Origin of the sequence: Microbacterium sp. LWH7-1.2 (genome assembly GCF_038397755.1) — a bacterium.
In the GTDB taxonomy this organism is placed as follows: Bacteria; Actinomycetota; Actinomycetes; order Actinomycetales; family Microbacteriaceae; genus Microbacterium.
Genome location: NZ_CP151637.1, coordinates 1,005,041 through 1,016,634, shown reverse-complemented (window position 1 = coordinate 1,016,634; position 11,594 = coordinate 1,005,041). Strand labels below are relative to the sequence as shown.

Genomic DNA, 11,594 nt, shown 5'->3' with positions numbered 1-11,594 from the left:
ACATCCGCACCGACAAGGAGACTCCGCATGGGCGCATTCGGATGGCCGCACCTTCTGATCATCCTCGCGGTGATCCTGCTTCTGTTCGGGGCGGCGAAACTGCCGGCTCTGGCCAAGAGCCTCGGTCAGTCCGCCCGGGTCTTCAAGGGCGAGATGAAGGCGATGAAGGAAGACGACTCCACGGCGAAGCCGAAGGCCGAGAACGTGGCGTCCGAGACTCCCAAGGCCGACACCCCCGCGAGCTCGAGCAGCACCGCAGACCCCTCATCCTGACCCACCGTGGTCACCACGGATCCACCGCGCATCGAGGAGCCTGAGCAGCCTCGGCGCGACAAGCGCATGTCTCTGGGCGGGCATCTGCGCGAGCTCCGGCGGCGCTTCTTCATCGCCGCGGCCGGCCTCGTCGTCGGAATGATCGTCGCATTCGTCATCAGCGGCTGGGTCATCGACCTGCTCTCGCAGCCGATCGTGCAGATCGCGGGCGAACGCGGCGACCAGTACATCGCGCTCAACTTCACGACCGTGTCGAGCGGTTTCGACCTGCACATGCGGATCGCGTTCGCGATCGGACTGCTGATCTCGGCGCCCATCTGGCTCTGGCAGATCTGGGCGTTCATCATGCCCGGGCTCACGCGCAAAGAGATCAGCTACACGATCGGCTTCCTCGCCGCCGCGATCCCCCTGTTCGTCGCCGGGCTGTACGTGGGCTGGCTGATCATGCCGCACATGGTCGTGCTCATGGCGAACTTCGTGCCGAACGACCAGGGCATCGCGCAGTTCTACGACTACGCCACGTACTACGACTTCGTCTTCAAGCTGCTGCTGGTGATCGGGGTTTCGTTCGTGACGCCGGTCTTCCTGGTGGCGCTCAATCTGGCGGGCGTCGTGTCGGGTCGCGGCATCCTCAAGGGATGGCGCGTCGCCATCATCGTGATCACCGTGTTCGCGGCCGCCGCGACCCCCGCCGCTGACGTCACCTCGATGCTGCTGCTCGCGGGCATCCTGTGTGTGCTGTACTTCGCGGCAGTCGGCCTCTCGATGCTGTTCGACCGCCGCAAGGCCAAGCGGGACCGCGCAGCCGGCATCCTGCCGCCCGAGGTCTCGTGAGCGAGCCCGCTCCCGCCGACCGCTACGCGCGCGCGAGCGCGTCCGCGCGCCTCGACCGGACGCACCCGATCACGGCCGCCTTCGCCGCCTCCCAGCGGTTCACCCTCGATCCGTTCCAGATCGAAGGATGCCAGGCCCTCGAGGAGGGCCGGAGCGTCCTGGTCGCCGCCCCCACCGGGGCGGGAAAGACGATCGTCGGCGAGTTCGCGGTGCACCTCGCGATGCGCGAACCCGGCGACAAGGCGTTCTACACGACTCCGATGAAGGCGCTCTCGAACCAGAAGTTCCGTGAGCTCCAGGACGTCTACGGCGAGGGCGAGGTCGGTCTCCTCACCGGCGACACCAACATCAACGGCAATGCGCGCATCGTCGTCATGACGACCGAGGTGCTGCGCAACATGCTGTACGCCGACTCTCCTGCGCTGCGGGGCCTCCGCTACGTGGTCATGGACGAGGTGCACTACCTCGCCGACCGCTTCCGCGGCGCGGTGTGGGAGGAGGTCATCATCCACCTCGCGCCGAGCGTGCGGCTGGTCTCACTGTCGGCGACCGTCTCGAACGCCGAGGAGTTCGGCGACTGGCTCGACACGGTGCGCGGCGCCGGTGCCGATGGGGGCGAACCTGCGGTAGAGGTCATCGTCTCCGAGACGCGCCCGGTGCCCCTCGAGCAGCACGTGCTCGTGCGCGGCGATCTGCTCCCGCTCTTCGACGACCGCGCCGGCATCGCGACGGCCCAGGTCAACCAGGAGCTCATGCGCATCCGCTCCTTCAAAGGCCAGAACTTCGAGCGCAATCATCGGGTGCAGGCGTCCAACAGCGCGCGGCAAGCGGGATACGAGGCAGCCCGTCGTCGCCCGAACCGCGGCGGCAAGCGGCCGGTGCGGTCCGCGAACGTACAGCGGATCGAGCGTCTCGACCGCCCCGACGTCGTCGAGCTGCTGTCGCGCGCCAACCTGCTGCCCGCGATCTTCTTCATCTTCAGCCGGGCGGGCTGCGACGCGGCCGTGCAACAGGTGCGCCGTGCCGGTGTGCGGCTGACCTCGCAGGAGGAGCGGCGCGAGATCCGCGCCGTGATCGAGGAGCGCACGCGCACCCTCCTCGAGGAGGACCTCGCCGTGCTCGGCTTCTGGGAATGGCGCGAGAACCTCGAGCGCGGCGTCGCCTCGCACCACGCGGGACTGCTGCCGGCGTTCAAGGAGGTTGTCGAGGAGCTCTTCCAGCGCAAGCTGGTGAAGGTCGTGTTCGCCACCGAGACCCTCGCCCTCGGCATCAACATGCCCGCGCGCACCGTGGTGCTCGAGAAGCTCGAGAAGTTCAACGGCGAAGCCCGTGTCGCCATCACGTCGGGGGAGTACACGCAGCTCACCGGTCGGGCAGGCCGGCGAGGCATCGACGTCGAGGGACACGCGGTCATCCAGTGGACCGAGGGTCTCGACCCGCAGGCCGTGGCCGCCCTCGCCTCCCGACGCACGTACCCGCTCAACTCGAGCTTCCGGCCGACGTACAACATGGCGGTCAACCTCATCGACCAGTTCGGCCGTGCCAAGGCGCGCGAGATCCTCGAGTCCTCGTTCGCCCAGTTCCAGGCCGACCGCGCCGTCGTCGGGCTCGCCCGGCAGGTGAAGGAACAGGAGGAGTCGCTCGCAGGCTACGCGAAGGCGATGGCGTGCGACCGCGGCGACTTCGCCGAGTACTCGCGCATCCGCCGCGAGCTGAGCGACGTCGAGAAGCTCAACCGCAAGGACGTGAGCGCGTCCCGCCGGACTCGCGACGAGCGACAGCGGCACATCGCGAGCCTGCGCAAGCAGATGCAGCGGCATCCGTGCCATCAATGCCCCGACCGCGAGCAACACGCGCGGTGGGCCGAGAGGTACTGGAAGCTCAAGCGCGACGTCGACAAGCTGCGGCGCCAGATCGAGACCCGCACCGGCACGGTGGCGCGCATCTTCGACCGCGTCGTCGACGTGCTGGGCGCCCTCGAGTACGTGTCGATCCACGAAGACGGGACGACGACGCTGACCCCCGCGGGTCGCACGATGCGCCGCATCTACGGCGAGCGGGACCTCCTCGTCGCCGAGTCGCTGCGGCGCGGCATCTGGAAGGACCTGGATGCCGCCTCCCTCGCCGCGCTCGCCTGCTCGCTCGTATACGAGCCGCGGCGGGACGACGGCGGCCCAGGGGAGAGGGGGCTGCCGCGCGGGGCGTTCCGCCCGGCGTTCGAGGCGACGCTGTCCCTATGGCAAGAGCTCGACGACATCGAGCAGGAGCATCGGCTGCCGGGCACCGAGCCTGTCGCGGCCGGTCTTGCGCTGGCGATGCACACGTGGGCGCGCGGCGGCATGCTCGATCGCGTGCTGATCGAGGCCGACATGGCCGCCGGCGACTTCGTGCGCTGGTCGAAGCAGACGATCGACCTGCTCGACCAGCTGTCGATCGTCGCCGATCAGCCGATCGCGGGAACGGCCCGTAAGGCGTTGGATGCTGTGCGCCGCGGCATCGTCGCGTACTCCGGCGTCTAGGGCCGCCGAGGCGGCGAAGGAACGCCGCTCGGCTCGCTTAGGCTGAATCCGTGCCACCTCGCCCGATCCTCCCGCTGTGGGCGGCGGTTCCCCTCTCGGTGCTGGCCGGGGTGCTGTTCGACCTGGCGTTCCCGTCGGTCGCGTGGTGGCCGATGGCATTCGTGTCGGTCGCCCTGGCGCTCGTGACGCTCATCGGGCGCCGGGTCGGCGGCGCGTTCCTCACGGGGCTCGCCTATGGTCTGGCGTTCTATCTGCTCAACGTCGACTTCACCGCCGAATGGGTCGGACCGCTTCCGTGGGTGGCGCTCTCCCTGCTCGAAGCGCTGTTCGTCGCGGGCGGAGCGGTGCTCATCTCACTCGCGTACCGATGGGTGCCTGTGGTGGTGCCGCGCCGCGGCCGCATCCTGCTCACGTCGGTGCTCATCGCGGGGCTGTGGACCGCGAAAGAGGCGGTGATCGGCGGTTTCCCGTACGGCGGCTTCCCGTGGGGGCGCGTCGGCACGTCGCAGGTGAACGGGCCTTTCGCCGAGGTGGTCTCGTGGGCGGGGACTGCCGGACTCACATTCGCGATCGTCGCGCTCGTCGCCGCCGCGGTGGAGCTCGTCCGGTCCCCGCGACGGACGAGGGGACGCGGCATCCGTCCCGTCCTCCCGGTCGCGGTGCTGGCGCTCGTCGCCACCGCGCTCCTCCTCGTCCCCGCGTGGGCGACGACGCCGGCGGGCACGATGCGCGTCGCGAGCGTGCAGGGAAACGGCCCGGCCGGCTATTTCGACCACCGGGAGGCGGGAGACATCCTCGAGTCCCAGTACGAGGCCACGAAACCGCTGTTCGGTGCGAAGGGCGTCGATGTGGTGCTGTGGCCCGAGGGGAGCGTGGATGTCGACCCCGACGGATCGCCGGTCGTCGCGGCGGCCCTCGATCGTGTCGTGAGGCAGGTGGGCGCCCCGCTGGTCGCCAACCGGATCGACAAGCGCGGCGACGAGTACTTCAACATGTCGTTCGTCTGGCGCGAGGGCACCGGCATCGAGCAGACCTACGACAAGCGCAACCCGGTGCCCTTCGGCGAGTACGTGCCCGACCGCCAGTTCTATGCGTCGATCGCGCCCGATCTCATCGGCATGATCGGCCGCGACTACACGCCGGGCACCACCGCGCCGGTGTTCGACATCGACGGCACCGTCGCGGGGCTCGCGATCTGCTTCGACGTCATCTACGACGCGCTGATCTGGGAAGGCGCGCGCGAGGGTGCGCAGATCTACCTCTTCCAGACGAACAACGCCGACTTCCGCGGCACCGACGAGAACCTGCAGCAGCTGGCCGTCGCGAGACTGCGAGCGATCGAGACCGGGCGCTCGGTCGTGAACCTCTCGACGGTCGGCACGAGTCAGGTGATCGCTCCCGACGGGTCCACCATCGACGGGCTCTCGGCGGACGAGCCCGGACACATGCTGACCGACGTCGCGCTCCGGACCGGCCTCACGCCGGCCGTCATCATCGGGCCGTGGCTGAACGCGCTTGTGGCATGGGGCAGCGTCGTCGTGCTCGCGGGGCTCGGCGTCGCCTCACGCCTGCGCTCGCGCGGGGACGCGAAAACGCCGGCCCCGTAGGGCCGGCGTCGCGCGGAGCGCGGGTCAGGCGCTGAGCTTGTCCACCGTCACGGCCTCGCCGGCGCCGCGACGGGCGCGGACGTACGCGAGGCGGTCCTCGAGCAGCTCTTCCAGCTCGGGGATGGTGCGGCGCTCCAGGAGCATGTCCCAGTGGCTGCGAGGCGTCTTGTCACCGGAGTGATCGACGGTCGCGGTGCCGTCGCCGACGCGCAGCAGCGCTTCCGCGCCGCACGTGCGGCACTCCCATGCCGGGGGAACCTCGGCGTCGGCCGCGAAGGTCAAAGTCGTGTCACGTCCGCACGACGTGCACGAGTAGATGTGCTGTGCGCGCTCATGGAACACGACGCCCTCTTCGCTCTGTAGGCTCTGGGCGCCGAGTCGGATGCCGCGCAGGCTGCGGTCTGCCATTTTGTGGTCCTCTCGTCGCTGTACAGGTATAACGAAGTGACCTGAGCGGATCATCCGAAGGGACGCTGTTCATCGACCTTTCACAGTGGATGCACAGCGGAGGGTCCGCCCGGTCACCGTCGCGGGTTATCGGAGGGCGGCGATCGCGACGTCAGCCCTGTCCGTGACGATGCCGTCGACCCCCATCTCGACCAGCCGGATCATGTCGTCGGGGGCGTTGACGGTCCACACGTGGACCTCGACGCCGTGCCGGTGCGCGGCCGCGACGAGCCGGGGCGTGACGACGCGCACGCGGGCCTGCCGCTCGGGAACCTGAAGGGCATCGACGCCTGCTAAGGCCCGTGCGACCAGCCGATCCGACCGCGCCGACACGGCCGCCAGCACGCGTGCGATCGTGCCGCGACCCCCGGATGTGGCGGGACGGATGCTGCGGCCCGAGGCCTCGCCCACGGCCCGTGCCGCGGTGAGCGCGGCGCGACGCCGTTCGTCGGAGAAGCTCGTCACCAGCACCCGGTCGGCGAACGGTGCGATCGCGGTGCCGACCGCGGACGCGGCACCCGGCGCCTTCACATCGAGGTTGAATCTCACGGTCGGGAACGCGGTCAGAGCCTGCGCGAGGGTGATGAGCCCGCCCCGGCCGGCCATGAGGTGCTCGAGCTCGCGCACCGTGACGTCGGCGATCTTGCGCGGGTCTCCGGTCACGCGTGACAGGTCGTCGTCGTGGAACAGCACGACGACCCCGTCGGCCGTGCGGTGACAGTCCGACTCGACGTAGTCCGCCCCTGCCGAGTGCGCGGCGGCGACCGCGGCGAAGGAGTTCTCGACGATGCCGCTGTGCGCGGCGTCGGGCGTGACGAGGCCGCGGTGTGCGAGCACGCGGGGCGTCGAGACGCCCTCGAACCAGGGGTGGGTCACGGGGTGGGCGGGGTGACTGCGGGCGGCGGACCGCCGATCGCAGCCCCGCCGGATGCCGCGGCGCCCGGCGCACTGCCGCCCGAGGAGCCGCCACCGGTGGCGATGCCACCCGCTGCGGGCGTGCGGCCCTTGGTCGCAGCATCCGCCATCACTCCCGCGAAGGAGCCCGTCAGACCCTTGAGCGCCTCGGTGAACTCGCTCGGGATGATCCAGAGCTTGCTCGACGCGCTGTCGGCGATCTTCGGCAGGGTCTGCAGGTACTGGTAGGCCAGCAGCTTGTCGTCGGGGTTTCCGAGGTGGATCGCGTCGAACACGGTCTGGATCGCCTCGGCCTCGCCCTGCGCGCGCAGGACCGCGGCCTGCTTGTCGCCCTCGGCCCGGAGGATCTCGGCCTGTCTCCGCCCCTCGGCCTCGAGGATCTGCGACTGCTTGGAGCCCTCCGCCGTGAGGATCGTGGCACGGCGCTCGCGCTCGGCGCGCATCTGCTTCTCCATCGAGTCCTGGATGGAGTGGGGCGGGTCGATCGCCTTGAGCTCGACGCGCGACACCCGCAGGCCCCATTTGCCGGTCGCCTCGTCGAGCACGACGCGCAGCTGGCCGTTGATCTCGTCGCGGCTCGTGAGCGCCTCTTCGAGGTTGAGCCCGCCGACCACGTTGCGCAACGTCGTCACCGTCAGCTGCTCGACCGCACTGAGGTAGTTGGCGATCTCGTACGTCGCGGCCCGGGCGTCGGTGACCTGGAAGTACACGACGGTATCGATCGAGACCACGAGGTTGTCCTCGGTGATCACGGGCTGCGGCGGGAACGACACGACCTGCTCGCGCATATCGAGAAGCGGTCGCAGACGGTCGATGAACGGGACCAGCAGGTTCAGGCCCGGCGTGAGGGTCTTGTGGTAGCGACCGAGGCGCTCGACGACTCCGGCGGTCGCCTGAGGGATGATCCGGATGGACCGGAAGATCACCACCAGCACGAAGATGAAGACGGCGATCGCGAGGATCCACCCGATCGCCGTCGGGATGGCCGAGGTGAAGTCGTTCATGCGAGCGGGTCCTCTGGTGCGGGGGCGAGGGGTTCGGGGGAGTCGGAGCGGACGACCGCGGTCGCGCCTTCGATGCGGCTGACACGCACGCGCGTGCCGGGCTGCAGATCGCCCGCCTCGGTGCGCGCGGTCCAGATGTCGCCGTTGGCGAGCTTGACCTGTCCGCCGTGTGCGCCGACCGACGACACGACGGTGCCGCCCAGACCGATGAGCGCGTCGACGTTCGACGGCGTCGGGTCTTCGCCGCGGCGCAGGCGTCGCAGGAGCGGCGGGCGGAGGAGGAGGACGAGCGCCGCGGCCACGCCGGCGGCGATGATGACCTGCAGCCAGATCGGTGCGCCGAGAAGGTCGGAGATGAGACCGGCGAGGCCGCCGATGCTCAGCATCAGGAACGTGAAGTCGAGAGTGAGCATCTCGATCACCAGGAACACCAGGATCAGCACCAGCCAGCCGATCCACGCCCACTGTTCGACGACCTCGATGAGCTCCACGGTGCGCCTCCTCAGCTCGAACCTAGCAGGTAGGGTCTACACGTGACTCAGACTCTGTCCCCGCTTCCCGAGAGCTCGCTGAGCGGCAAGACCGCACTCGTGACGGGCTCGTCCCGCGGCATCGGCGCCGACACGGCCCGCTACCTCGCACAGGCCGGAGCGGACGTCGTCATCAACTACCGCAACAAGGCTCCGCGGGCCGAGAAGCTCGCGACCGAGCTGCGCGAACTCGGCGTCCGGGTGCTCGTCGTCGGGGCCGATCTCACCGACCCGGCATCCGTGCAGGCGATGTTCGACGAGGTCGCGAACACGTTCGGCTCGCTCGACATCCTCGTGCTCAACGCGTCGGGCGGCATGGAGTCCGGCATGGCCGAGGACTACGCGCTCCTTCTCAACCGCGACGCGCAGGTGAACGTGCTCGAGACCGCGCTTCCGATCCTCGGCGAGGGCTCGCGCGTCGTCTTCGTCACCAGCCACCAGGCGCACTTCATCCGCACCACCCCGACGATGCCGGAGTACGAGCCGGTCGCGCTGTCCAAGCGCGCCGGTGAGGACGCCCTGCGCGAGCGGATCCCCGTGCTCGCCGAGCGCGGCGTCGACTTCGTCGTCGTGTCGGGCGACATGATCGAGGGCACGATCACGGCGACCCTGCTCGAGCGGGCCAACCCGGGCGCCATCGCCGCCCGCCGCGAGGACGCGGGCAAGCTCTACAACGTGTCGGAGTTCGCTGCCGAGGTCGCCCAGGCGGCACTCGACCCGGTGCCCGCCGACAACACCCGCCTGGTCGGCGACGTGTCGTCGTTCGGCGCGGAGTGAACCGATGAAGGCGAACGACATCGAGACGCTCGTCTCGGTCGGGCGTCCCGAGATCGCCGCCGACGGCTCGTTGGCCGTCTTCGCCACCTCGCGCCCCGACCTCGCGGCCAACCGCAACGTGGGCCAGGTGTGGCGCATCGATCTCCCCGACGGGACGCCGCGCCGCCTCACGCGCGGCACCGCCGACAGTGCGCCCAAACTCTCGCCCGACGACACGCGGATCGCCTTCCTCCGCGGTGACGCCAAGGGCAAGCCGCAGGTGCATGTGGTTGCGGCCTCCGGGGGCGAGCCGGTGCAGGCCACCGACGCCGTGCTGGGCGTGGAGGACTTCGCGTGGTCGCCGGACGGCGCGACCATCGCATTCGTCGCCCGGGTGCCGGAGAAGGGCCGCTACGGCAGCGTGGAGGGGCTGGATGCTGCGGCCGAGGCGCCGCGGCACATCACGGGCGTGCGCTGGCACGCGAACGGCCTCGGCTACATCGGCGACCGCCCGGCGCATGTCTTCGCCATCGCCGCGCCCGAGGTCGACGCCGAGCCGTTCTACGAGCCCGCCGCCGCCGTGCGCCCCGATGACGAAGCGCCGCCGAAGAAGACGCTGGTCGCTGCCGAGGCGCGCCAGCTGAGCGAGGGCACGGCATCGCACGGCGGCGTCGTCTTCACCGCCGACGGCCGCGAGATTCTCACCGTCCCCGACGAGATCGAGACGGATCGCCGTGACCTGCGCAACCGCATCGTCGCCCTTGCCGTCGACGGTTCCGGGCAGCGCGAGGTGCTCGGCACCGACGCGGGGATCGCGATCTACGAAGCGGTCGTCGCCCTAGACGGCACGATCGCCCTCCTCGCGCACGAGGTCGGCGACGGCGTGGACTTCATCGCCCCCGGCATCGGACTCTGGCTCGTGGAGGACGGGGTCGCGCGCCGGATCACGGACGCCGACGCCCTGAACCTCGGCGAGGGGCACCTGCGCGTGGACGGCGACGGCTTCCTCGTGCAGGATGCTGCACGCGGTCGTGTGCGCCTGCTGCGCATCTCCCGCGACCGTGCGGTCAGCGAGCTGCTCGGCGGCGACGTCGAGGTGCGCGGGCACGCGACCGGTGGCGGCCGTGTCGTGGCTGCCGTGTCCCAGCCGGACTCGTTCGGCGAGCTCGTCCTCATCGAAGACGATGCGGCACGCACGCTCACCGCGTTCGGAGCTCGGGCCGCAGCATCCGGAACCGTCCTCCCTCGGGAACTGACCGTCACGGGCCGTGACGGCTACCCCGTGCACGGGTGGGTCGCGACGCCGGAGGGGGATGGGCCGTTCCCCGTCGTCCTGCAGATCCACGGCGGACCCTTCGCCTCGTACGGCGTGCATCTCTTCGACGAGACGCAGGTGCTGGTGGATGCCGGATACGCCGTCGTCTACTCGAACCCCCGCGGGTCGTCGGGTTACGGGCGGGCGCACGGGCGCAGCATCCGTCAGCAGATGGGCACGGTCGACTTCGCCGACGTCATCGACTTCCTCGAGGGCGCGATCGCGGACGACCCGCGGCTGGACGGCGAACGGGTCGGCGTGCAGGGCGGCTCGTACGGCGGCTACCTCACCGCGTGGGTCATCGCGCACGACCACCGGTTTGCCGGGGCGATCGTGGAGCGGGGCTTCCTCGAGCCGCTCTCGTTCCAGGGCACGAGCGACATCGGGTCGTTCTTCGGCGACGAGTACGTCGGCATCTCGGTGGAGGACATCGCCCGCCAGAGCCCGATGGCCGTCGTCGCTCAGGTCACGACTCCCACGCTCGTGATGCACTCGGAGCTGGACTTCCGGTGCCCGCTCGAGCAGGCCACGCGGTACTACTCGGCGCTCAAGCGCCAGGGGACCGAGGCCGAGCTGCTGGTGTTCCCCGGCGAGAACCACGAGCTCACCCGCTCGGGCCAGCCGCGCCACCGTGTCGAGCGCTTCGACGCGGTGCTCGACTGGTGGAGCCGGCACCTTCCCGTCGGCTGATCCGACCGCGGACATGAGTCGGCCCCGGGAGCGTTCACTCCCGGGGCCGACTGCGCTTCAGGTGCGGATCAGATGTCGCCCTTGAAGGTGAAGGCGCGCACGATGTTGATGACACCGAGCACGACCAGCGCGATGCCGAGGATCCACCAGAGGATCGCGACGCCCCACACCGGTGCGAACAGCACGACGATACCGGCGATGATGCTCAGGATGGCGAAGAAGATCGACCAGCCCTTCGACGCGGCGTCGCCGAGCGTCGACAGCGCCACGATGCCTTCGACGATCCACATGATTCCGATGAGGATGCCGAGGAACAGCGCAAGCCATGCGGTGGTCTGGCCGAGGTTGAACAAGGCCACGACGCCGGCGATGATGAACAGGATGCCGAGCGCGATGTGGCCGACGCGAGCCCACCCGCCCTTGGTCTTCGAGAAGATCCCGAGACCGGCGTAGACCAGTCCGGCGGCGATCGCGTAGATCGCGATGATCGCCGTGATCACCGCGGCGGTCTTGCCCGGCCAGACCAGGATCAGGATGCCGACGATGATGGCGAGGACGCCGCCGACGCCGAGCGCCGTGCGGATTCCGTTGACGGCCGACTTCTCGGCTTCGGATGCAGTAGACATGAGGGTCCTTTCTGAGAGTTCCCTGTACGTGATGCGGCTAAAGTTTAGACCCCAGATCGAACATGCAAGAGAGCGTGA

Annotated in this window: 11 protein-coding genes; 6 read left to right on the top strand and 5 right to left on the bottom strand. The window is 69.7% G+C overall.

Annotated elements, in window-relative coordinates; all coding sequences use genetic code 11:
• Window positions 1-27: 27 nt before the first annotated feature.
• From tatA to lnt, 4 genes are all read left to right on the top strand, one after another.
• A complete protein-coding gene (tatA, locus tag MRBLWH7_RS04860) occupies window positions 28-273 on the top strand; it encodes a Sec-independent protein translocase subunit TatA (RefSeq protein WP_116193575.1) in 246 nt (81 codons plus the stop codon).
• Window positions 274-339: 66 nt separating this feature from the next.
• Entirely contained in the window at window positions 340-1,107 is a 768-nt protein-coding gene (gene tatC / locus MRBLWH7_RS04855; protein ID WP_342001921.1) for a twin-arginine translocase subunit TatC, read from the top strand.
• Complete coding sequence (locus MRBLWH7_RS04850; protein ID WP_341999687.1) at window positions 1,104-3,626, top strand: DEAD/DEAH box helicase; 2,523 nt, start codon at window positions 1,104-1,106, stop codon at window positions 3,624-3,626. The genes tatC and MRBLWH7_RS04850 overlap by 4 nt, the downstream gene beginning before the upstream one ends.
• A gap of 50 nt (window positions 3,627-3,676) precedes the next feature.
• Window positions 3,677-5,233 carry an apolipoprotein N-acyltransferase gene (lnt, locus tag MRBLWH7_RS04845; protein ID WP_341999684.1) on the top strand — a complete coding sequence of 519 codons (1,557 nt, stop codon included), beginning with the start codon at window positions 3,677-3,679 and terminating at the stop codon, window positions 5,231-5,233.
• Window positions 5,234-5,257: 24 nt separating this feature from the next.
• Here lnt and MRBLWH7_RS04840 read toward each other — a convergent pair whose 3' ends face one another.
• The 4 genes from MRBLWH7_RS04840 to MRBLWH7_RS04825 all read right to left on the bottom strand — a co-directional run bounded on the left by MRBLWH7_RS04840 (window position 5,258) and on the right by MRBLWH7_RS04825 (window position 8,090).
• Window positions 5,258-5,641 (bottom strand): RNA polymerase-binding protein RbpA, encoded by a 384-nt coding sequence (locus MRBLWH7_RS04840; protein ID WP_341999682.1) that lies wholly within the window; start codon window positions 5,639-5,641, stop codon window positions 5,258-5,260.
• Window positions 5,642-5,767: 126 nt separating this feature from the next.
• Window positions 5,768-6,556 carry a glycerophosphodiester phosphodiesterase family protein gene (locus tag MRBLWH7_RS04835; RefSeq protein WP_341999680.1) on the bottom strand — a complete coding sequence of 263 codons (789 nt, stop codon included), beginning with the start codon at window positions 6,554-6,556 and terminating at the stop codon, window positions 5,768-5,770.
• Entirely contained in the window at window positions 6,553-7,599 is a 1,047-nt protein-coding gene (locus MRBLWH7_RS04830) for an SPFH domain-containing protein (RefSeq protein WP_341999679.1), read from the bottom strand. The genes MRBLWH7_RS04835 and MRBLWH7_RS04830 overlap by 4 nt, the downstream gene beginning before the upstream one ends.
• A complete protein-coding gene (locus MRBLWH7_RS04825; protein WP_341999677.1) occupies window positions 7,596-8,090 on the bottom strand; it encodes an NfeD family protein in 495 nt (164 codons plus the stop codon). The genes MRBLWH7_RS04830 and MRBLWH7_RS04825 overlap by 4 nt, the downstream gene beginning before the upstream one ends.
• Before the next feature lie 42 nt (window positions 8,091-8,132).
• Here MRBLWH7_RS04825 and MRBLWH7_RS04820 point away from each other — a divergent pair, with 42 nt between their 5' ends.
• Together MRBLWH7_RS04820 and MRBLWH7_RS04815 are read left to right on the top strand one after the other, a co-directional pair.
• Window positions 8,133-8,906, top strand: coding sequence for an SDR family oxidoreductase (locus tag MRBLWH7_RS04820; protein WP_341999675.1), 774 nt, complete (start codon window positions 8,133-8,135; stop codon window positions 8,904-8,906).
• 4 nt (window positions 8,907-8,910) lie between these two features.
• Window positions 8,911-10,890 carry a S9 family peptidase gene (locus tag MRBLWH7_RS04815; RefSeq protein WP_341999673.1) on the top strand — a complete coding sequence of 660 codons (1,980 nt, stop codon included), beginning with the start codon at window positions 8,911-8,913 and terminating at the stop codon, window positions 10,888-10,890.
• Between the two features lie 68 nt (window positions 10,891-10,958).
• Here the strand turns inward: MRBLWH7_RS04815 and MRBLWH7_RS04810 are convergent, their stop codons facing one another.
• Entirely contained in the window at window positions 10,959-11,516 is a 558-nt protein-coding gene (locus MRBLWH7_RS04810; RefSeq protein WP_341999671.1) for a DUF308 domain-containing protein, read from the bottom strand.
• Window positions 11,517-11,594 lie beyond the last annotated feature (78 nt).

Coding starts and splice junctions, on each gene's coding strand:
- tatA (WP_116193575.1), top strand. CDS start 28: ATGGGCGCATTCGGATGGCCGCACCTTCTGATCATCCTCGCGGTGATC.
- tatC (WP_342001921.1), top strand. CDS start 340: ATGTCTCTGGGCGGGCATCTGCGCGAGCTCCGGCGGCGCTTCTTCATC.
- MRBLWH7_RS04840 (WP_341999682.1), bottom strand. CDS start 5,641: ATGGCAGACCGCAGCCTGCGCGGCATCCGACTCGGCGCCCAGAGCCTA.
- MRBLWH7_RS04830 (WP_341999679.1), bottom strand. CDS start 7,599: ATGAACGACTTCACCTCGGCCATCCCGACGGCGATCGGGTGGATCCTC.
- MRBLWH7_RS04815 (WP_341999673.1), top strand. CDS start 8,911: ATGAAGGCGAACGACATCGAGACGCTCGTCTCGGTCGGGCGTCCCGAG.
- MRBLWH7_RS04810 (WP_341999671.1), bottom strand. CDS start 11,516: ATGTCTACTGCATCCGAAGCCGAGAAGTCGGCCGTCAACGGAATCCGC.